The organism is Streptomyces sp. BK208, assembly GCF_004364245.1.
In the GTDB taxonomy this organism is placed as follows: Bacteria; Actinomycetota; Actinomycetes; order Streptomycetales; family Streptomycetaceae; genus Streptomyces.
Genome location: NZ_SOAV01000007.1, coordinates 34,866 through 56,003, shown reverse-complemented (window position 1 = coordinate 56,003; position 21,138 = coordinate 34,866). Strand labels below are relative to the sequence as shown.

General features: G+C 73.3%; 18 protein-coding genes. 6 read left to right on the top strand and 12 right to left on the bottom strand.

Features of this window, described 5'->3' with window-relative positions; genetic code table 11:
* The first annotated feature begins 147 nt into the window (after nt 1-147).
* Nucleotides 148-1,212, top strand: coding sequence for a DUF3533 domain-containing protein (locus tag EV562_RS18515; protein ID WP_133887918.1), 1,065 nt, complete (start codon nt 148-150; stop codon nt 1,210-1,212).
* A gap of 69 nt (nt 1,213-1,281) precedes the next feature.
* On the opposite strand, the gene EV562_RS18510 is transcribed toward EV562_RS18515, so the two are convergent.
* The 5 genes from EV562_RS18510 to EV562_RS18490 all read right to left on the bottom strand — a co-directional run bounded on the left by EV562_RS18510 (nt 1,282) and on the right by EV562_RS18490 (nt 8,655).
* A complete protein-coding gene (locus EV562_RS18510) occupies nt 1,282-2,364 on the bottom strand; it encodes a S1 family peptidase (protein WP_133887917.1) in 1,083 nt (360 codons plus the stop codon).
* 275 nt (nt 2,365-2,639) lie between these two features.
* Complete coding sequence (locus EV562_RS18505) at nt 2,640-3,542, bottom strand: S1 family peptidase (protein ID WP_133887916.1); 903 nt, start codon at nt 3,540-3,542, stop codon at nt 2,640-2,642.
* 520 nt (nt 3,543-4,062) lie between these two features.
* Nucleotides 4,063-5,403, bottom strand: coding sequence for an NtaA/DmoA family FMN-dependent monooxygenase (locus EV562_RS18500; RefSeq protein WP_133888215.1), 1,341 nt, complete (start codon nt 5,401-5,403; stop codon nt 4,063-4,065).
* Nucleotides 5,404-5,492: 89 nt separating this feature from the next.
* On the bottom strand, nt 5,493-6,572 hold the full coding sequence (locus tag EV562_RS18495) for an LLM class flavin-dependent oxidoreductase (protein ID WP_133887915.1): 1,080 nt from the start codon (nt 6,570-6,572) through the stop codon (nt 5,493-5,495).
* Nucleotides 6,573-7,470: 898 nt separating this feature from the next.
* Nucleotides 7,471-8,655 (bottom strand): DUF5685 family protein, encoded by a 1,185-nt coding sequence (locus EV562_RS18490; RefSeq protein WP_166661867.1) that lies wholly within the window; start codon nt 8,653-8,655, stop codon nt 7,471-7,473.
* Between the two features lie 289 nt (nt 8,656-8,944).
* On the opposite strand from EV562_RS18490, the gene EV562_RS18485 reads away from it, so the two are divergent.
* On the top strand, nt 8,945-9,382 hold the full coding sequence (locus EV562_RS18485) for a cell division protein SepF (RefSeq protein ID WP_133887913.1): 438 nt from the start codon (nt 8,945-8,947) through the stop codon (nt 9,380-9,382).
* A gap of 47 nt (nt 9,383-9,429) precedes the next feature.
* Here EV562_RS18485 and EV562_RS18480 read toward each other — a convergent pair whose 3' ends face one another.
* Nucleotides 9,430-10,623 carry an acyl-CoA dehydrogenase family protein gene (locus EV562_RS18480; RefSeq protein WP_133887912.1) on the bottom strand — a complete coding sequence of 398 codons (1,194 nt, stop codon included), beginning with the start codon at nt 10,621-10,623 and terminating at the stop codon, nt 9,430-9,432.
* A 168-nt stretch (nt 10,624-10,791) separates the two neighbouring features.
* Nucleotides 10,792-12,396, bottom strand: a complete 1,605-nt coding sequence (locus EV562_RS18475) for an MFS transporter (protein ID WP_133887911.1) — start codon at nt 12,394-12,396, stop codon at nt 10,792-10,794.
* A 258-nt stretch (nt 12,397-12,654) separates the two neighbouring features.
* Between EV562_RS18475 and EV562_RS18470 the strand changes: the two genes are divergently transcribed.
* Nucleotides 12,655-13,836, top strand: a complete 1,182-nt coding sequence (locus tag EV562_RS18470) for a mannosyltransferase family protein (RefSeq protein WP_133887910.1) — start codon at nt 12,655-12,657, stop codon at nt 13,834-13,836.
* 248 nt (nt 13,837-14,084) lie between these two features.
* On the top strand, nt 14,085-15,104 hold the full coding sequence (locus EV562_RS18465; RefSeq protein WP_133887909.1) for a phosphatase PAP2 family protein: 1,020 nt from the start codon (nt 14,085-14,087) through the stop codon (nt 15,102-15,104).
* 9 nt (nt 15,105-15,113) lie between these two features.
* Here EV562_RS18465 and EV562_RS18460 read toward each other — a convergent pair whose 3' ends face one another.
* Both EV562_RS18460 and EV562_RS18455 read right to left on the bottom strand, forming a co-directional pair.
* Nucleotides 15,114-15,329, bottom strand: coding sequence for an I78 family peptidase inhibitor (locus EV562_RS18460; RefSeq protein ID WP_133887908.1), 216 nt, complete (start codon nt 15,327-15,329; stop codon nt 15,114-15,116).
* A gap of 337 nt (nt 15,330-15,666) precedes the next feature.
* Nucleotides 15,667-16,503: a hypothetical protein gene (locus EV562_RS18455; RefSeq protein WP_133887907.1), complete on the bottom strand. Its 837-nt coding sequence runs from the start codon at nt 16,501-16,503 to the stop codon at nt 15,667-15,669.
* Nucleotides 16,504-16,922: 419 nt separating this feature from the next.
* Here EV562_RS18455 and EV562_RS18450 point away from each other — a divergent pair, with 419 nt between their 5' ends.
* Nucleotides 16,923-17,720 (top strand): hypothetical protein, encoded by a 798-nt coding sequence (locus EV562_RS18450; RefSeq protein WP_133887906.1) that lies wholly within the window; start codon nt 16,923-16,925, stop codon nt 17,718-17,720.
* A 73-nt stretch (nt 17,721-17,793) separates the two neighbouring features.
* A complete protein-coding gene (locus tag EV562_RS18445) occupies nt 17,794-18,084 on the top strand; it encodes a hypothetical protein (protein WP_133887905.1) in 291 nt (96 codons plus the stop codon).
* A gap of 65 nt (nt 18,085-18,149) precedes the next feature.
* Here EV562_RS18445 and der read toward each other — a convergent pair whose 3' ends face one another.
* From der to cmk, 3 genes are all read right to left on the bottom strand, one after another.
* A complete protein-coding gene (gene der, locus EV562_RS18440; RefSeq protein ID WP_133887904.1) occupies nt 18,150-19,628 on the bottom strand; it encodes a ribosome biogenesis GTPase Der in 1,479 nt (492 codons plus the stop codon).
* A gap of 74 nt (nt 19,629-19,702) precedes the next feature.
* On the bottom strand, nt 19,703-20,365 hold the full coding sequence (locus EV562_RS18435; RefSeq protein WP_133887903.1) for a lysophospholipid acyltransferase family protein: 663 nt from the start codon (nt 20,363-20,365) through the stop codon (nt 19,703-19,705).
* Nucleotides 20,362-21,057 (bottom strand): (d)CMP kinase, encoded by a 696-nt coding sequence (cmk, locus tag EV562_RS18430; RefSeq protein ID WP_133887902.1) that lies wholly within the window; start codon nt 21,055-21,057, stop codon nt 20,362-20,364. Before cmk ends, EV562_RS18435 begins: the two co-directional genes overlap by 4 nt.
* Nucleotides 21,058-21,138: the final 81 nt, after the last annotated feature.

Genomic DNA, 21,138 nt, shown 5'->3' with positions numbered 1-21,138 from the left:
CGCCTGACCACGTCGGCCCGAACGCCATTATCGAACGTCTGTTCCCAGCTACCTCACCCACCATACCCCCATCCTCGAATGTATGTACGACATCCGTTCGGCCCCGCCCCACCTGCGCAAACGCTCCCCGACCCGGACTGTGGGGACATGTCACACACACCGGGCCCCCGCACGCGAAGCGGCTCCTTCCTCGGTGAGGTGAAGGACGCCGTCACCCCGCGGGCCACCCTGCTCGTACTCGGCGTGATCGCGCTCCAGCTGCTGTTCATCGCCTCCTACGTAGGAGCACTGCACGACCCCAGGCCGAAGGACGTGCCCTTCGGGGTGGTCGCGCCCGGGGCGGCGGCCGGGCGGACGGTGGACCGGCTGGAGCGGCTGCCCGGCTCCCCGCTGGACCCGCGCGCGGTGACCGACGAGGCGAGCGCCCGGCGGCAGATCATGGACCGGGAGATCGACGGCGCCCTGGTCCTCGACCCCTCCGGCCGCACCGACACCCTGCTGGTCGCCTCCGGCGGCGGCACCGTCCTCGCCACCACCCTGGAGGGCGTCACCGGCCGGGTGGAGAAGGCCGAGGGGCGCACCGTACGGGTCGTCGACGTGGCCCCGGCCTCGCCCCACGACTTCGACGGGCTGTCGTCCTTCTACCTGGTCGTGGGCTGGTGCGTCGGCGGCTACCTGTGCGCCTCGATCCTGGCGATCAGCACCGGCGCCCGGCCGGCCAACCCGCGCCGGGCGGCGATCCGGCTGATCGTGATGGCGCTGGTCTCGATCGTCGGCGGGCTCGGCGGCGCGGTGATCATCGGGCCGATTCTGGGCGCGCTGCCCGGCAGTGTGCTGGACCTGTGGGGGCTCGGTGCGCTGATCACCTTCGCGGTGGGGGCCGCCACGCTCGCCCTCCAGGGCGTCTTCGGGATCGTCGGCATCGGCCTGGCGATCCTGCTGGTGGTGATCGCGGGCAACCCGAGCGCGGGCGGCGCCTTCCCGCTGCCGCTGCTGCCGCCGTTCTGGAAGGCGATCGGCCCGGCGCTGCCGCCGGGCGCGGGCACCTGGGCGGCCCGCTCGATCGCCTACTTCAAGGGGAACGACGTGACCGCCTCCCTGCTGGTGCTGTGGGCGTGGGCGGTCGCGGGGACGGTGATCACGATGCTGGCGGCCGCGCTGCCGCGCCGCGGGCGACAGGAGCCGGACCTGCCGCCCGCGCCGGCCGGCTGACCGCCGTACCCACGCGGAAGTCCCGCCCCACGTGCGCGGGACGGGACTTCACCGGAGTGCGGGTACCGCTCAGCCGATCTGCGTGCCGGTGGCCGACAGGGCCTCCGTCACCGGCTGGAAGAAGGTCTCGCCGCCGGAGGTGCAGTCGCCGCTGCCGCCGGAGGTGAGGCCGATGGCCTTGTCGCCCGAGAAGAGCGAGCCGCCGCTGTCACCGGGCTCGGCGCAGACGTCGGTCTGGATGAGGCCGTTGACGATGTCGCCGTTGCCGTAGTTCACGGTGGCGTCCAGGCCGGTGACCGTCCCGTCGTGCACCTGGGTGGTGGAGCCGCTGCGGGTCACCTGCATGCCGACGGTGGCCTCGGCGGCGCCCGAGATGGCCTGCGAGGAGCCGTTGTAGAGGTTCACCTCGCTCGGGTGGGCCACGTCGGCGGTGTACTTGACCAGCCCGTAGTCGTTGTCCGGGAAGCTGGAGGCCTCGTTCTCGCCGATGACGTTCCCGGAGGAGTCCGACCAGCTGGAGATGGACTCGGTGCAGTGGCCGGCGGTGATGAAGTACGGCTCGCCGCCCTTGGTCACGTTGAAGCCGAGCGAGCAGCGCCCGCCGCCTCCGGTGATGGCGTCCCCGCCCGCGACGAAGGCCTTGTACTCGCCCTTGGTCCGCTTGAGCTCGGCCTTGGCGCCCAGTCCGTCGACCACCCGGGTCAGCTTGGCCAGCTCGGCCTTGGAGACCGTGCGGTCGGCGGTGACGACGACCTTGTTGGTGGTCGGGTCGGTCGCCCAGGACGTGCCCGGGATGGTCGCGTCCTCGGTGAGGGTGGTGCGCGCGCTCTTCAGGTCGGCGAGCGAGTTCTCGACGATTCTCGCCTCGGCGCCGGCGTCCTCGACGGTCTGCGCGGCGGCCTGATCGAGCACGTTGACGACGAGGCTCTTGGCCTGCGCGTCGTAGTACGTGCCCGCGGCGTCGGTGCCGAGGTCGCCGAGCAGCGTGGAGGCGAGCTTCCCGGCCGCCGTGACCGACAGGGTCTCGGGTGCGGCGGTCTTCGGGGCCTCGCTGGCGTTCGCGCTCTGGAAGGTGACTCCCGCGGCGACCAGTGCGGTGATTCCCGCACCTACCACGGCGGCCCGTCGCCTGGGTATGCGTCGGTGCTTCAACTCACGTCCTCCTGTGGGGGGTCGGTCCGCGAGGTTGTGGGGACCCCGTGAACCGGAAGGCTGGTTGACGAGCGTTGACTCTTCCGATTCCACAGGCCGCACACAAGGTCGACTCCAGGACGTGCGCACGACAACTCCAGGGCGGTCACACGGCCTTCACCATTCGTATCCCTTCGCAGAGGATTCGCGGGCCCTCGGCCCGGACAGCGGAGAGCCCCCGCACACCACTGGGTGTACGGGGGCTGGTCGCACCGCCGGCCGGACGGGCGGACCGGTCAGTAGACGCTGACGCCGTAGGCGTTCAGGGCCTCCACGACCGGCTGGAAGAACGTCGTACCGCCGGAGGAGCAGTTGCCGCTGCCGCCGGAGGTCAGACCGTACGCGGTGCCGTTGCTGCCGTAGAGCGAACCGCCGGAGTCGCCGGGCTCGGCGCAGACCGTGGTCTGGATCAGGCCGGAGACTACGTCGCCGCCGCCGTAGTTGACGGTGGCGTTCAGGGCGGTGACCCGGCCGCTGTGGGTACCGCTGGTGGACCCGTCACGGATGACCGTGGTGCCCACACTCGGGGTGGCCGCGCGGGTGATGTCCACGCCGTTGGCGGTGCCGGGCCGGGCGACGGACCCGGTGTACTGCACGATGCCGTAGTCGTTGCCCGGGAAGCTCGAGCCGGCCGTCTGTCCGATGACGGTGCCTCCGGAGCTGGCGCGCCAGGCGCCGGCGCCGTCGGTGCAGTGACCGGCGGTCAGGAAGTACTCGGTGCCGTTGCTGGCGCGGACGTTGAAGCCGAGGGAGCAGCGCCAGCTGCTCGCGTAGATGGCGTCGCCGCCCTGGATGAGCTTGTTGAACGTGCCGGGGGTGCGCTTGATCGTGAGCGCGTCGGCCTTGTCCCCGGCCTGCTTCTTGATCTTCGCGAGCTCCGCCTGGGAGACGGTGCTGTCGACGGTGAGCAGCACCCGGCCGGACTCGCTGTCGACGGCCCAGGCGGTGCCCGGGACGTCGGCCTGGAGCACCGCGTTGCCGGCACTGCTCAGCTCGGCGGCGCTGAAGGTGGCCGGGGCGGGTGCCGCGTTCGCGCTGGGGATCGCGACGGCGGCGGCGGCCACGAGGCCGGTGGAAACGGCGATCAGCCGAGTCCGTCTCGTGATGCCGCTGCGGGGGGTGGTGCGCTTGATCCTCACTTTTCGTTCCTCCACAGGGGAAGTCGGGGGCCCCGCTTGTGGGGTCGGGGGCCCGTGAGGCGCAGCCAGGGACGGACCTCCGGGGTTCCCGGATTACGTCGTGCCCCTGACAAGCGCTGAAGTTGGAGTATTCGGCCGAACGTCCGGTCGGCGCAAGAGTGCCTTTCGGACTTCGCCCTTTGAACGGCCTTTACCAACTCCCGTGGACCGTCCGGGCGGTGGACGCTCCCCCGCCTCACCCCGGGCCGCCGGACTGTCTCCCGGTGGGCGGGAGGGGCCGGACACGGTGTTCGGCGACCGCGCACGGGGGCAGCCGCGCCCGGTGGAGGCCGGCCGCCGTACGCCCTCGGCATCCGGCCCGGCCGGACGCCGAGGGCGCCGGTGGCCGCGATGTCACGGAACGCCCCGCCGTGCCGGGACGGCCGGGGCGACGTCACGGACGCCCGGGGGTGTCCGGAAGTCGCCCCTCCGGATGGTCCGCCGGCCGGCGGGTGCGACGCGTCGCCGGGCGAGCCCTTCGTCACGACGCGCCCTTCGCCGCCGGGTCGGCCAGACCGAGGTGGGAGCGCAGGGTGGCGCCCTCGTACGCGGTACGGAACGCGCCGCGCTCCTGCAGCAACGGGACCACCCGGTCGACGAACTCGTCCAGCCCGCCCGGGGCCGGATGCGGTATCAGGACGAAGCCGTCCGCGGCGTCCCGCGCCACCGACTCCGTCAGTTCGGCCGCGACCCCCTCGGGTGTGCCGACCACGGACCGCCGGGCGCCCGCCTCGATCAGGGTCTGCCGGATGGACAGCCCCCGCTCCTGCGCCAGCGCCCGCCACTTCTCGGCGGTCGCCACGTTGTCACCGTCCCGGGGCCACCCCCGGCCGGGCTGCGGACCGGGCACCGGGTCGATGTCGGGCAGCGGCCCTTCGGGGTCGTACGCGGACAGGTCGACGCCCCAGATCCGCTCCAGCGTGAGCAGTGCGGACCGCGGGGACACCTGCTGCCGCCTGATCTCCTCGGCCCGCTCGTGCGCCTCGGCGTCGGTGTCCCCGAGGACCACCGCGACCCCGGGCATGATCTTGAGGTCCCCGGGGCTCCGGCCGTAGGCCGCCAGGCGGCGTTTCACGTCGGTGCGGAAGGCGCGGCCCGCTTCCGGGGAGCCGTACCGGGTGAGGATCACGTCCGCCGACGAGGCGGCGAACTCCCGGTCCTCCTCGCGGTCGCCCGCCCGGATCACCACCGGATGCCCCTGCGGGGGACGGGGCAGGGTGAACTCGCCCGCGATGTCGAAGTGCGGTCCGTGATGGGCGAAGGGGCGGGGGGTGCCGTCCGGGGCCCAGGAGTCCCACAGTTCCCGCGCGGCGGCCACGAACTCGGCGGCCCGCGTGAGGGTTCCCTCGCCGGAGCGAAGCGGGGAGCCGGGGAGGCCGGCCCGCTCCTGGCGGTCGCCGCACCGGAAGTTCTCGCCGGTGAAGGAGTCGGAGGAGGCCACCACGTGCCAGGCCGCCCGGCCGTCGCTGAGGTGGTCCAGGGTGGCGAGCCGGCGGGCGACGTCGTAGGGCTCGTTGAAGGCGGCGTCGACCGTGGCGGCCAGGCCGAGGCGTCCGGTGACGCCGGCGAGCGCGTTCAGCATGGTCAGGGACTCGGGGCGGCCGGCCACGTCCAGGTCGTGGATGCGGCCCTTGTGCTCGCGCAGCCGCAGCCCACCGGAAACGAGGAAGAAGTCGAACAGGCCGCGTTCGGCGGTGCGCGCGAGGTGCTCGAAGGAGGCGAAGTCGATCTGCGAGCCCGAGCCCGAGCGCGGATCGGCCCGGACCGTGGTGTCGTCGACCGTGGTGTCGTCGGCCTCCGGGAAGCGCACGGCAAGGTGCATCCGCCGCGGCTGCCCCGCCTCCGGGCGCAGCGGACCGGGCCGCGTCGGCTCCGGCGGCGCCGGCTGGGTCCACGTCCGTTCCGGTCCGGTCATGACGCTCCCCGCGCGACGGCGTACTGGTTGGCGGGCCGGTTCAGGCCCAGGTGGTCCCGGAGCGTGCTGCCCGGGTAGAAGGTGCGGAACAGGCCCCGGTGCTGGAGCAGCGGCACGGTGCCGTTGACGAGGCGCTCCAGGTCCCGGCGCGGGTCGACCGGCGTGAAATGGAAACCGTCGACGATGCCGTCCCGGTGCCAGGAGATGATCAGTTCGGCCAGGTCGACGGGGCCGCCCCGGTACAGCGGGCCGTGCGGCGTGGCACGGGGGCCGCCTCCGCCGTGCCCTGGTTCGGCCGCGCACTCGCCGTCGCCCAGGTCGACGTCGAGGGCGGCGAGGACCCGCAGGTCGTCCGGGTCCCGGCCGTGCGTCCCGGCGGACGTCCGCAGTTCGGCCCGCGCGGCGGCGGCCCGGACGGGGAGCGCGGTGCGCACCAGGGCCACGTCGGCGTACCGGGCCGCGACGGCCCGTGCGGCGGGATCGGTGGCGTCGACCACGCGCACGGGGTGCCCCTGCGGGGGCCGCGGCACGGTCGAGGGCCCCTTGACGGAGAAGGCGGAGCCGGTGAAGTCGACGTGGTGGAGCTTGTCCGGGTCGACGAAGCGACCGGTGGCCGCGTCCCGGATCTCCGCGCCGTCCTCCCAGCTGTCCCACAGGCGCGCCGCCACCTCGGCGACCTCGCCGGCCTCCCGCCAGAGCACGTCGGCTGGTGCCGCGTGGCGGCGGCCGAAGAGGCGGGCCTCGCCCTCGGTGGTGGACACCTCGATCCGCCAGCCCGCCCGGCCGCGGCTGACCCAGTCGAGGGTCGCCACCGCCGCCTGGACGTGGAAGGGCTCGGTGTGCGTGGTGGAGACGCTGGGGACCAGGCCGATGCGCCGGGTGGCGGGCGCCAGCCGGGACAGGACGGCGAGCGCGTCGGGGCCGGGGCGGGCGAGGCTGTCTCCCAGGGTCACGAAGTCCAGCGCGCCGTGTTCGGCGAGCCGGGCGGCCGTCACGTACGCGTCCGCGTCGTACACCGACCGCCGGTCCAGGGCGGCGGCCACGTGCAGCCGCCGCCTGCCGGGTGAGGAGTTCATACGGCGACGCCCCTTCCGTCCGTGCCGGCGGCCCTGTCCGCACCGGACCCGGGAGAGGAACGTCCGCGGACGCACGCGCCGCGGGCGGCCCGGTGCCCGCCGGGGCCAGCTCCTCCACTACGCCGGGGAACCCCCCGGCCGGCACGGGGGCGGGCGCAGGCGCCGGTGACGCGGGGCGGATCACCGGGGGCGCTCCGGGTCGCGGGCGCGGGGCGACCGGAACACGCGCACGTGCGCCCACCGCACGGCGCACGGCACGGAGCGGGCGGCGGGACGCGGCGGGAGGAGGACGTCGACGGCGGCCGTCCACCGGGCGGGCGGCGGCGCGGGAAGGTCCGCGGGAGGACCGCCCGGTCCGGGGACGCGGGTACGGCGGCGGACGGGACGAGGTGGTCGCAGGACATGCGAAGGCTCCGTGACGGCGCGTCAGTCGGACGCGGTGGATGGTGCCTTCACACGGCCGAGCCCCTCAGCAGGCCGTCCGCCGAGAGTACGGGGGCGTTTCCGTGCGCTGTCAAGGCTGTCCACACTGTGAGCCGTGGATCTCCCTGCGTTGACGAGGAACCGGATGCCTGTTCCACTTGGCCCATGCATCCGCAGCAGTGGCTGGTCAAGCGCTCCCACATCGACTTCGGTCGAGTGTGGTCCTGTTCCTGTTGAGCCGACCTCCCTGCCCGCCCCGCTGGTCCGGCCGCCCGGCCCCCGGATCCGCCGATGGAGCGGTCCGCCGCTTGACCGGTCCCGTCAGGGCCTTCCCGGGTTCGACCTGCCGTCCCGCCTTCACACGCGCCCCCTCCCCTCGCCCCGCCCCCGCCTTTCGTTTTCAGGAGACCTGACGGCGCAGGAACCCGCCCGTTCCCACCTGACGGGCCGACATCCCACGGTCCCTGACGGCTTTTCAGCAGCTGCAACCGCAGTCGCAGCCGTCACAACCGCAGTCACACCCGTCGCCGCAGCAGTTGCAGCAGTCGCAGCAGTTGCCGCAGTCCCCGCAGTCGCCGCAGTCGCAGTTGGAACAGAGGCCGTCCCGGCGCTGCCGGCTCCACGGGTCCTCGAAGGTGCCGCAGCACATCTGGCACGTGCAGGCCAGCCCGAGCCACACGGCGCAGCCCGCGAGCAGCCCGCGCCGGTCGCGGCGCGGCGGCTCCGGGGGCGTCGGGCCGCCGGGGGCACCCGGGGTGCTGCCGGGAGGGGCGTACGGATGGCTGCCGTGGGCGCACGAGACGGTGCCGAACGCGCGGTCCACGGAGTTGCCCAGCTCGTGCACGAGCAGCCGGTGCACCAGCCGGCCGTCGGTGAACTCGGCCTCCCGCAGGGCCAGCCGGACCCCGCGCACGGCGTCGTCCGCGAGCCGCCGGGCCTCGGCTAGCGGCGTCCCGGTGGCGGCGAGCGGGTTCCAGGCGCCGGACGCGGCGTCGGCCTCCCGGTCCTCCACGGCGTCCAGGAGGTGGGCGAGCCGGCCGAAGAGCCGTCCGGCCTCGGCGAGCGGCGCGGCGTTCTCCGGCCGCCCGGCGAGGTGCGCGGTGTGCGCGAAGGCGGCCGCGGTCGCGGTCTCCGTCGGCTCGGTGACGGTCAGCAGGGGCGTCCCGGGCCCGGCGAGGGCCTCGATACCGCCCTGCCGGTCCACGGCGTCGACCAGTACGGCGGTGTCGAAGCCGACGGCGCCGCCGCCGCGCGCCCCGGCCGCGTCCCAGCCGGTGGCGATCCGGCGGGCGGCGAGCGCCACCGGCCGCCGGGCCAGCAGGCCGTCGCCGTCGGCCACGTGGTCGCGCACCTTGGCCGAGGCCAGCACCAGGGAGACGGCCGCCGCGAGCCGGGCGCCCTCGCCGTGCGCCACGGAGGCGGTGCGCATCCCGCGCAGCGGGCAGGGCCCGGCGGTGCGCCGCCCGGCTCCTGCACCGCCCCGCCCCGCCTGAGCCTCCGTCAAAACCGATATGAGCAGCCCGTCATAGTTCGTCACGATCCGCGCGAACTGTCCGTGGTCCTTGCGCAGTGCGAGACACAGCCCGCACAAATGAGCCATCCACTGACTGGTGAGGCTCTCTCCGAGCCGGTGCCTGCACGGCCTGACGATTCCGAACACGACGCTCCCCCGAGGTTGGTACGACGCTGAGCTGCGGCATCGTACCGACCGCCGCCGTCACCCGTACGCACCCGCCCTCACCCGTGTGCCGTGAAGAATCATATTTCACTCACAGTCAGCATCCGTTTGGGAAACGACCCTTGGGACACAAGGACTCTCGACGGATCCGCTGTGCACCAGTACCGTCACAAACCCCCCGCGCGGCGTCTATCCACTTGGCGCGACGTCCGCATCATGGATGACCATAGGGATGCGGAAGCACGAAAGACCGCTGTGAGAGGAGGCGTCCATGGGATCGGTACGCAAGGCGAGTGCGTGGCTCGGCCTCGTCGACGACAACGATGACGAGCGTTACTACGACGACGACTACTCCGAGGGCACCGAGTCCGGGGACGCCTGGGTCACGGACCCCCGGGTCAAGGTGGCCTCGGACGTGGCCGAGGAGAAGGGCCGCCGCATCGCGACGGTCACCCCGGACAGCTTCCGGGACGCACGGGCCATCGGTGAGCTGTTCCGGGACGGGGTCCCCGTCATCGTGAACCTGACGGCCATGGAGGGCACCGACGCCAAGCGCGTGGTCGACTTCGCGGCCGGGCTCATCTTCGGCCTGCGCGGTTCGATCGAGCGAGTGTCCACCCGGGTGTTCCTGCTGAGCCCGGCCGACACCCAGGTGATCAGCGGCGAGCCCGCCGCGCACCGTTCCGACGGTTTCTTCAACCAGAGCTGAGGCGGGGCCGCACACCACGGCCCCGCCCCCGCCCCCCCGCCGGGCTCCTACCGGAAGGCGTCGAGTCCGGTGAGCGCCTTGCCCAGCACCAACTGGTGCATCTCGACGGTGCCCTCGTAGGTGAGCACCGATTCCAGGTTCGTCGCGTGCCGCATCACGGGATATTCGAGCGAGATCCCGTTGGCGCCGAGAATCGTGCGGGCCGTACGGCAGATGTCGATGGCCTCGCGGACGTTGTTGAGCTTGCCGAAGCTGACCTGCTCGGGACGCAGGCGGCCGGCGTCCATGCGCCGCCCGAGGTGATGGGCGAGCAGGATCCCCTTGTGCAGTTCGACCGCCATGTCGGCGAGCTTGGCCTGGGTGAGCTGGAAGCCCCCGATCGGCCGCCCGAACTGCTCCCGCGACTTCGCGTACTCCACCGCCGCCTCGAAGGAGCTTCGAGCCGCGCCCATCGAACCCCAGACGATGCCGTACCGGGCGTGCGACAGACAGCTCAGCGGCCCGCGCAGCCCGGTCACCTCCGGCAGCACCGCGTCGGCGGGCAGCCGTACGCCGTCCATGACCAGCTCACTGGTGACGCTGGCCCGCAGGGACCACTTGTGCTTGATCTCCGGCGCGGAGAACCCGGGGCTGTCGGTCGGCACGACGAAACCGCGGATGCCCTCCTCGGTCTGCGCCCAGACGACGGCCACGCCGGCCACCGAGCCGTTGGTGATCCACATCTTGCGCCCGTCGAGCACCCAGTCCCCGCCGGCGTCGCGCTTGGCGCGAGTACGCATGTGAGCCGGGTCGGACCCGTGGTCGGGCTCGGTGAGGCCGAAGCACCCGATGACCTCGCCCGCGGCCATCCGCGGCAGCCAGGTCTGCTTCTGCTCCTCGCTGCCGAAGCGGTGAACGGCGTACATGGCAAGGGAGCCCTGCACGGAGACGAGGGAGCGGATGCCGGAGTCGGCCGCCTCCAGCTCCAGACAGGCCAGCCCGTACTGGACGGCGCTCGCCCCGGCGCAGCCGTACCCGTCGAGGGACATCCCGAGCGCGCCGATGGAGCCCAGCTCGCGCGCCAGCTCCCTGATCCCGGGCAGTTCGCCCTTCTCGTACCAGTCCGCGACGTGCGGCAGCACGCGGTCCGCGGCCCAGCCCCGCACGGTGTCCCGGACCGCCAGGTCCTCCGGGTCGAGGAGGTCGTCGATGCCGAGGGGGTCGGCGGGGTCGAACGCGGGCAACTTGGTGGACGCGGCCATGGGACACCCTCCGGACTGTTAAAACTAGCGCCGCTAGTCACGGCTTGTGGAGCCGACGTTACGATGCGACGCCCCGCGCGTCCACCACGGCCCGGGCCGACGCGCCCCCTCCCGCCCACGAGCCGCGTCCGCCGACCCTCCTCGGCCGGCCGCGGGCGACGCCCCTGCTCACACCGAGACGCGGGACTGCGACTCCACCGAGTCCCGGGGCGCCGGCACCGACACCGCGTCGCACTGCATCACTCGCGGCAACCGCAGCGCCATCACCGCCCCCAGCAGCAGCAACCCCGCGCTCACCACCAACGTCACGTGCAGCCCGTGCACGAACGCGTCCCCCGCGGCCCGTCGCAACGCGACCCCCGCGGGCCCCCCGAGCTGCGCGGCGACCTCGTACGCCTCCCCCAGCGAATGGCCGGCCGCCGCCGACGCCGCCGACGGCACCCCGGGCACGCCCCCCGTCAGCCCCGGCGCGTACGCCGCGTTCATCACGCTGCCCAGCAGGGCGATGCCGATCCCGGCGCCCAGCTGGTAGGAGGTCTCACCGATCGCCGCCGCCCCGCCGGACTGTTCCGGCGGTGCCTCGCTCAGCATCGACTCGTACGCCCCGAACAGCGTCGTCTCCAGGCCGAAGCCGAGCAGCACGAACCCGCTCAGCAGCAGCGCGGTGTTGTCGGCCCGGCCCATCGCCGTCAGCAGCAGCACCGCGAAGGCGGTCAGGCAGAATCCCGCACACACCGTCCGCCGCGGGCCGAAACGCCGCAGCAGCCGCGCTCCCGCGAGGCCCGCGCCCATCGCCGCGAAGGTCAGCGGCAGCAGCCGCAGCCCGGTCTCCAGCGGCGACAGCCCGAGCACCAGCTGCAGATACTGCGCCGCGATCAGCTCCAGACCCACCAGCGCCAGCATCGCCAGCACGATGCACCCGACCGACGTGCTGAACGCCGCCCGCCGGAACATCCGCAGGTCCACCAGCGGGTACGTGCGCCGTCGCTGCCGGCGTACGAAGCCGGCCAGCAGCGCCGCGCCGAGCACCAGCGGCAGCAGGGTGAGCAGGCTCGCCACCGGCTCTCCGCCGCCCAGCCGCTTCACCCCCAGCACGACCCCGAACAGACCGCCCGCCGCCATCAGCGCGCCGACCACGTCCCAGGGCCCTCGGCCGTCGCCCTTCGACTCGGGCAGCAGCAGCCGCCCCACCGGCAGGCTGACCAGCATCAGCGGGATGTTGACGAGGAAGACCGAGCCCCACCAGAAGTGCTCGAGGAGGAAGCCGCCGAGCAGCGGGCCGACCGCCGCGCCGACCGCGGCCACGGCGCTCCAGATGCCGATCGCCAGCGCCCGCTCCCGCCGATCGGGGAAGACCTGCCGCAGGATCGACAGCGTCGCCGGCATGATCATGGCGCCGCCGACCCCGAGCAGCGCGCGGGCCGCGATCAGCACCTGGGCGCTCTCGGCGAGGGCCGCGAGCGCGGAGGCGACGCCGAAGAGGGCGCAGCCGAGCAGCAGGATTCGTCTGCGGCCCACCCGGTCGCCCAGCGTGCCGAAGAGGATCAGCAGCGAGGCGCAGACCAGCGGATAGACGTCGACGATCCAGAGCAGTTCGATGGCGCCGGGCCTGAGGTCCTCGGTGACGGCGGGCACCGCCACGTGCAGCACGGTCGCGTCGACGGCGACGAGCAGCAGGCTCACGCAGAGGACGACCAGGACCACCCAGCGGTCGGCACCGGCCCCGGCCGTCCGACGGCGCAGCGCGGCGGCAGCCGTGGGCGTCCCGGACATGTACGTACCTCCAAGATGTTCCCTCGCGCCCGGCGGGCCGCGGGGCGGGGACTCCCCTGCGGCACGGCCGGAGAGGAGCGGGGGCTCCGGCCCGTGCAACGGAACGCGAGTGACTCGCCAGAGTACGCGAGACCGTGCATCGCACACGTGGCGGGCCTCACGCATCCCTCGGCACCCGTGTGGCATGCGCCACTGCGGTCACGGTCCCGCCCGCCCCGGCGACGCGACCGCCCTCGCACCCGGCAGATAATCGAGCCCGTGACCGATCTCGCAACGCGCACCGCGGGCCGCTCCGTCGCCCCGGGCCTGTCCGGTGCCCTGCGCCGGGCCGCCCCGGCGCTGCTCGGTTACGCGGCCGTACGCGCCCTGGGCCTGCTCACCCTGGCCCTGTGGAGTGCCGCGCGCGACAAGAGCGCGTACACGCTGCTCACGGCCCGGTGGGACTCCCTCTGGTACACGAGGGTGGCGGAGCAGGGGTACGGCTACGAGGTGCGGCTCCCGGACGGCGACGTGCACTCCGACCTCGCCTTCTTCCCGCTGCTGCCCTGGCTGGAGCGACTCGGCGCCGCGGTGACCCCGCTGTCGTACGCGGACGCCGGCTTCGTCGTCTCCCTGGTCGCCTCGCTCGCCGCCGCCTGGGGGATCTTCGCGGTGGCGGACCACGTGTACGGCCGCCGTGCCGCCGGGTGCGCGGTGCTGCTGTGGGCGGTGCTGCCGGTCGGCGTCGTGCAGTCGATGGCGTACAGCGAGTCCCTGTTCACCGCGCTGGCCGCCTGGTCGCTGTACGCGGTGCTGACCGGACGCTGGGTGACCGCGGGGACGCTGGCCGCACTGGCCGGGCTGACCCGCCCGGTGGGGCTGGCGGTGGCGGCGGCGGTGTGGGCGGCCGCGATCACGACGTGGGTGCGCGACCGGAACGGGGGCGAGGGCGGCGTCCCGCCCGGCGCGCGCCGCGTGCTCGGCACGGTGCTGGCACCCCTGGGCGCCGCCGGTTACGTCCTGTGGGTCGGTCACCGCACCGGCAAGGGCCCGCTGGGCTATCTCGACGTGCAGGCCGGCTGGCGCAACGGCTTCGACGGGGGCGTGGCCTTCGCCCGCTTCGTCGCCGGCCGGTTCACGTCGTTCCCCGGGGCCCTGGCGGGCGTCGCACTGACCGTGGGGGTCGCACTGCTCGTGTGGCTGTACCTGGTGGGCGTACGGCGGGGCCAGCCGCTGCCGCTGCTGGTGTACACGGGGCTCGTCGCCGTGCTCGCCCTGTGCGCGTCGAGCTACTTCGGCTCGAAGCCCCGGCTGCTGCTGCCCGCGTTCCCGCTGCTGTTCCCGCCGGCCGTGGGCCTGGCCCGGCTGCGCACCGCCAGGTCGGCGCTGGTCGTCTGCGGCGTCGCGGCGGCGTCGGCGGTCTACGGGGCCTTCTGGCTGAACGGCTCCGGGCCGCCCTGACCGGCTCCGGCCCGCCGGTAGCCGCCGGTAGCCGGCGGGTCAATTCCGTACCAGCATTCGGTGAACGCATTCATAAGCGGGATAAAATCGCCGGCCGGACAGATCAAAGGAATTGAAGTCCGCAGCCGATCGCCATTGCGGATTACCCGGAAATAGGGCCCCGCCTGAGAGGAATCCCACATCACATCGTCATCACAAAGCCGTTGATTCGTCGGGGATCACTCCTCACTCGCTGTAACGTCGATTGGGTGCGTACCGAACGGAAGCCCACCCGTCTGGACCGGGTGTTCGCGAGACTGGACCGGGAGCCGGAACGACCGGAGCTCCTGGACGCGCCGGAGATGTCCCGGCACAGGCTCGTGCTGTTCGCTTCGACCCTCGCGTTCTACGTCGCGATCGTGTGGGCCGTGGTGATCACCTCGTGGCTGGTCCGGCTCGACTGGCAGGTCATGTTCTTCCGGCCCTACCAGCAGTGGCCGCAGATCCACGCGTTCGTCGACTACTACGTGGTGCTCGGCCAGCGCGGCCCCACCGCCGTGATGGTCGCCTCCTGGCTCGGCTGGCGCTCCTGGCGGCAGCACACCCTGCGTCCGCTGCTGGCGCTGGGCGTCTCCCTGCTGCTGCTGAACATCACGGTCGGCGCCGCCAAGTACGGCATGGGCCGGCTGGGACCGCACTACGCGACCACGATCGGCGCCAACGAGATGTGGCTCGGCGGCGATATATTTCCGAGCGGTCACACCGCGAACGCCGTCGTCACCTGGGGCATCCTCGCCTACCTGGCCGCGACGCACCGCGCCCGGCGCTGGCTGTCCGCGCTGTCCGCGGTCACCTCGCTCGGGGTGGGGATGTCCACCGTCTACCTCGGTACGCACTGGCTCAGCGACGTGGTCCTCGGCTGGGCGGCGGGACTGCTGATCCTGCTGGCGCTCCCCTGGTTCGAACCGCTGATCGCCCGCGCCGAGGCGTGGATCCTCGGTCTGCGCGACCGCTGGTCCGCCTCTCGCGGCCGCGACAGGACGGCACGGCGGCCGGTAGGCGGTCCCGCACCCGCCGCCCCGCCCGCTTCCGGCCGACCGGAAGCACCGGCCTGCGAGCCGGTCGCCACGGCCCGCACCGCCCGGCCCCCGGTGTACCTGGCCGCGGGCCCGCACACGACCCGCTCGGACCGTACGCCGGTCACCCCGGCCGCCAGTCGCCGGCCGCCGCACGCCGACCGTCATCCGCGCAGCTCCGCTCCGGCCGCACGCCCCGTGTCGGGCGGCTGACGGCGGGCGTCAGCCCTTCCAGGCGCGGGACACCCGGCCGTCCTTCACCTCGAGGTTCAGGCGGCCCACGCGGTACTCCATGGTGATGACCGTGCCGGGCGCCAGGGACCGCACCGTGGACCAGCCGCGCTCCCGCGCCCGCTGTTCGGCCGCGTCGGGATCGAGGCCGACGTAGGTGTCCGGACTGTCCTGCGGCTCGGCCGGTGGTGTCGGAATCGGTGCCATACCGCCACGTTATGCCCTGCCCCGGGAGCGGGGAAGCCCGCACCGGTAACACGTGCCCCTGATGCACCTACGGTCACATCTTTGTCACAGGATCATGCGCGGCGTTTTGATGAAACACGTTCACCCGAACGGGCGGATTCACCCGTGTTCCGCACGCGGCCCAGGTGAATTTCCGCGCGTCGCGGTACTGGCCGGAATAAGCGGACGGAAAAGGCGCGCGGGGCGCACAGGCGGCACACCGCATTCCGGGCCCGAGCACTCCCGAACGCGCTTTCGCGAACCCTCTGCGGAAGAGATCGTGAGGCGCTTACGCTAATCCGACATCGGACATGCGGGGTCAGGCCGGTCGGGCTTCCAGCGGGGCGACGACGAGTGAGAGGTCGTTGTCACCGGTGTAGTACGGCCCGGCCTCCCCGGGGCCGCGCGACGTGCGCACGCGGGCGCGAGGGAAGGTGAACACGGGGTTCTTGTCGGCGATGTCGTCCAGCAGGCGCGCGAGCCGCACGGCGGGACCGGAGTCGCCGGCGGGCCGCAGCCACAGGTCCCACAAGCCCGGCGCCAAGCCGTCGTAGGGCACGGTGAAGGCGAACTCCGTCCGCCCGGCCGCGACGTCCAGCCGGCGCACACCGTCGCCCCCGCCCTCCCCGGGCCGGGCGCGCAGCGCGGCGTACGCCCCGGGCGCGAGCTGGGTGCCGTACACCCGCCCGCGCACGGTAAGGCCGCTGTCGGCGAGGACCAGCTCCACCGCCTCGGCGTGCGGGGCGCGCAGCCAGCTGCGGACGGTGAGGTTGCCCTGCCGGGTGGCGTACGGGATGCGGACGGCGACGTGGCCGAGCAGCCCGCTGGGGGTGCGCTCGGCGAGGGAGCGCAGGTCGGTCACGCCGGGCACCAGACGGCGCGGCCCGCCGCCGGACAGGCGGGCGTAGGCGTCCCAGCGGCCCTCGGGCAGGGACACGCTGCTGGGCAGCGCGGCGCGCAGCCGGCCCTCGGCCGCAGGGGCCAGCGGCAGGCTGACCGTGTCCGCGGCATCGTCGCCGTCGGCGCCGCGGCGGCGCAGGATCAGCAGGGCCGCCCCGGTGTTTCGGCGCGCGGCGACGTCGAAGGTCAGACCGCCCGCGGAGTCGCCGATGCAGTCGGCGCGCAGCGGGGCGGCCAGCGGGGCCGGCGGCATCATGCGGTGCGGTTCCTCCACTGGGCTTCTCGTCGCCCAGTGAGACCCGGAACCCCGCCCTCTGGTTGTCCGTGTCCGATTGCGATGTGGTCACGACCCGCGCGAACGCCCGACGACGACGTGCGACGACGCTTTCCGGTCACCCGGTTCATTCGCTGATTTCCTGATTTGTCGACTCCTGGCCACGAGGGATCCGGTACGCCTCTCCACCCCAATCCCTGTACACAGCACCCGACTTGGGGCGGGCAGGACGACGGCGGCCCCCGAGCGCTGGTGGGCGCCGCATGGTTCGATTCCGTTGGCCATGGGGCGTGACTCCCGCCACCGGTCCCCCGTTGTCCATGCATGAGCCGGGACCCGCCCGGACCACGGCCCGGGAGCCACCCGGTCCGGCCACGCACCGCATCCCGAGGGAGCCACCCGTGCCGCGCATGCTCGACGTCAGCGACGACGTACGCGCCGAGATCGGCGACGAAGAAGCCGACCGCCTGCTGGCCGGGGAGTCCGCCCCGGGCAGCTACGACTGCACGTCCTGCCGCACCCCGGGCGACTGTGAGCAGGAGCGCACCAGCACCGTCCTGTTCATCGGCGACGAGACCGCCGTGCTCGCCTTCGCCCACGCGGGCTGCCTGCCCTCGCAGGTCGTCAAGGTCACCGAGGAGCAGCTGCAGGGGGCCGTGCGGTCCATCAGCGCCGACCAGGCCCGCTCCGAGGCCGCTGCCGCCGCGCCCCAGAAGGCCTCGCCCGAGCAGGCCGTGCTCGGTGTGACCAGCGGGCTGATCCTGATCGCCGGAGAGCTGCACCCCGCCCTCGTGGTGGAGCCGACCGCCCCCATCGCACGGCCCGGCACGGCCGGTGCGGGCGACGACTTCCTGCCGCTGATGATCGAGCAGGGCTTCATGCCGGTCACCGAACTGGTGACCGCGCCGGCCGTGCTGCACGGCTGGTCCGTCCTGCTCGCGATGGGCCAGCTGCACGCGGTGCTGCAGCCCGGGGCGGCCGGCGGGCGTCCGGTGGCCTGGTGGCAGGCGCACCAGCCGCTCCAGGTCACCGAGGGCTGGCGCACGGCGGCCAACAAGCACCAGCAGGTGCTGATGTTCGCCGCGCCCGTCGGGTCCATCGGCCGGCAGCCGCGCGAGGACCTGCTGCGGGACGCGCTGGACAAGGCGGCGGCGAACGGCCAGCTGGTCGCGGCGGCGCTGCCGCTGGCCGGGACCTGAGCCCGTTCACGCTGCTGCCGGACGGCCGTCCCCCGGGCCGCATCCCTTCCCGCGCGAGGTCGTTTGGACATACGTGTACGCATACGACGCCTTCCACCGCCACGGCGGCCCCTCGGCCACGCCGATCTACGACGCGCTCTACGCCGAGTACGTCCGGTCCTTCCGATCGCTGCCGGGCGATCGCAGCGGTGAGGAGGAGCTGGGGTTCACGGCCTTCCGGAGCATCCCGCGCGGCAGAAGTGGCTACAGCGCCTACAGCGCGGGGGCCCAGAGCGCCCGCGTCGGCCAGCAGTCGGTGTGGCAGCGCGTCAGCGGCACGCACGTTCCGGCCGCGCTGCCGCCGGCCCCGCGGTCCGGCACCTGAGGGCAGGACGAATGACGCGAGAGGGCGCCCCCGGCCGGGGGCGCCCTCTCGCGTGGCGGTAGGTCCTACTTCTTCTTCGCGCCGCGCTTCTCGCGCACCCGCACGGAGATGTGGATCGGCGTCCCCTCGAAGCCGAACTCCTCACGCAGCCGGCGCTCGATGAAGCGCCGGTAGCCCGCCTCGATGAAGCCCGAGGCGAAGAGCACGAACCGGGGGGGCTTGGTGCCCGCCTGGGTGCCGAAGAGGATGCGCGGCTGCTTGCCGCCCCGCACGGGGTGCGGGTGGGCGGCGACCAGCTCGCCGAGGAAGGCGTTGAGCCGGCCCGTCGGGACCCGGGTCTCCCAGCCGGCCAGGGCGGTCTCGATCGCGGGGACCAGCTTCTCCATGTGGCGGCCGGTCTGGGCCGAGACGTTGACCCGCGGCGCCCACGCCACCTGGCCCAGCTCGGTCTCGATCTCCCGCTCCAGGTAGTAGCGGCGCTCCTCGTCGAGGGTGTCCCACTTGTTGTAGGCGACGACGATCGCGCGGCCCGCCTCGACGGCCATGGTGACGATCCGCTGGTCCTGGACCGAGATCGACTCGGAGGCGTCGATGAGGATCACCGCGACCTCCGCCTTCTCGACGGCGGCGGCGGTGCGCAGCGAGGCGTAGTAGTCGGCGCCCTGCTGGAGGTGGACGCGCTTGCGGATGCCCGCCGTGTCGACGAACTTCCAGGTGACGCCGCCCAGTTCGATCAGCTCGTCGACCGGGTCGCGGGTGGTGCCGGCCAGCTCGTTGACGACGACGCGCTCCTCGCCCGCCACCTTGTTCAGCAGCGAGGACTTGCCGACGTTGGGGCGGCCGATCAGCGCGATGCGGCGGGGGCCCCCGACGGCGGTGCCGAAGGTCTGCGCCGGAGCCTCGGGCAGCGCCTCCAGGACGCGGTCCAGCATGTCGCCGGTGCCGCGGCCGTGCAGCGCGGAGACCGGGTGCGGCTCGCCCAGGCCCAGCGACCACAGGTAGGAGGCGTCGGCCTCACCGCTCGGGCCGTCGACCTTGTTGGCGCACAGCACGACGGGCTTGCCGGCCTTGCGCAGCAGCCGGACGACCGCCTCGTCGGTGTCGGTGGCGCCGACCTTGGCGTCCACGACGAACACCACCGCGTCGGCGGCCTCGATCGCGTACTCGGCCTGCGCGGCCACGGAGGCGTCGATGCCGAGGACGTCCTGCTCCCAGCCGCCGGTGTCGACGACCTTGAAGCGGCGGCCGGCCCACTCGGCCTCGTAGGTGACCCGGTCGCGGGTGACGCCGGGCTTGTCCTCGACGACGGCCTCGCGGCGGCCGATGATGCGGTTCACGAGGGTCGACTTGCCGACGTTGGGGCGGCCGACGACGGCGAGGACGGGCAGCGGGCCGTGCCCGGCCTCCTCGATCGCGCCCTCGACCTCCTGGATGTCGAAGCCCTCTTCGGCGGCCAGCTCCATGAACTGCGCGTACTCGGCGTCGCCGAGCGCCCCGTGGTCGTGCTCCTCGCCCGAGCCCTCGGAGTGGATGTGGTCGTTCATGAAGTCCGTACCTCGTTCATCGTGGTGATCGGTGGTGCACCCCTGTACCGGGTGATCCACTACTCAAGTGTCACTCAGCGCCCGGTGAGGCGCCTGGCGTTTTCCAGGTGCGCGGTGAGCTGCTTCTGGATGCGTTCGGTGGCCTCGTCCAGCGCCTTGCGGGTGCGCCGCCCGCTGCCGTCGCCCGCATCAAAAGGGTCACCGAAGACGACGTCGACGCGGGTGCGCAGCGGGGGCAGCGCCTTTATCAACCGTCCGGGCCGGTCCGTGCTTCCCAGTACCGCGACCGGGACGATCGGGGCACCGCTGCGCACCGCGAAGTAGGCGAGCCCGGCCCGCAGCGAGGCGAAGTCGCCCTCGCCCCGGGTGCCCTCCGGGAAGATGCCCAGCACGCCGCCGTCGGCCAGCACACCGAGCGCCTGCCCTATGGCCGTGCGGTCGGCGGAGTGGCGGTCCACCTTCAGCTGGCCGATGCCGGTCAGGAAGCGCCCGAGCGGACCGACGAACGCCTCCTTCTTGATCAGGAAGTGCGTCGGCCGGGGCGCCACGCCCATGACCATCGGGCCGTCGATGTTGTGCGAGTGGTTGACGGCGTAGATCACCGGGCCGGTGGCGGGCACCCGCCAGGCGCCGAGCACGCGCGGCTTCCACAGCCCGTACATCAGGCCGACGCCGATGCGCCGGCCGACCTCGGCGCCCTTCTCCGAGGGGACGGGCGCTGCGGAGGATGCGGTCACTTCCCCGCCCGCTTCTCCTCGACGAGGGTGACGACGCACTCGATGACCTGCGGCAGGGTGAGGGCGGTGGTGTCGACCTCGACCGCGTCGCCGGCCTTGGCCAGCGGGGAGGTCTTGCGGCTGGAGTCGGCCGCGTCCCGCTTGATCAGGGCCTCGCGGGTGGCGTTGACGTCGGCGCCCTTCAGCTCGCCGCTGCGGCGGGCGGCGCGGGCCTCCGCCGAGGCGGTGAGGAAGATCTTGAGGTCGGCGTCCGGCAGCACGGTGGTGCCGATGTCGCGGCCCTCGACGACGATGCCGAGCGGCGCGGCGGCGGCGATGGAGCGCTGCAGCTCCGTGATCCGGGCGCGGATCTCGGGTACGGCGCTGACCGCGCTGACCTTGGAGGTGACCTCCTGGGTGCGGATCGGGCCGGCCACGTCCACGCCGTCGACCGTGATGGTCGGGCCGGCCGGGTCGGTGCCGGAGACGATCTCGGGCTTGCCGGCCGCGGCGGCGACGGCGTGCGGGTCGTCGGTGTCGATGCCGTTGCTGACCATCCACCACGTGATCGCCCGGTACTGCGCACCGGTGTCCAGGTAGCTCAGGCCGAGCTGTGCGGCCACGGCCTTCGACGTGCTCGACTTGCCCGTGCCGGAGGGACCGTCGATGGCGACAATCACGGCCGGGACGGTCGGGGCGGCGCCGTTTTCCACGAGGGGACACCTTCCTGGTGCGGTGCGGTGGGTGGTGTGCGGGGCGCGAGCGCGTCCCGACAGGGCCTGTCCGACGATCTT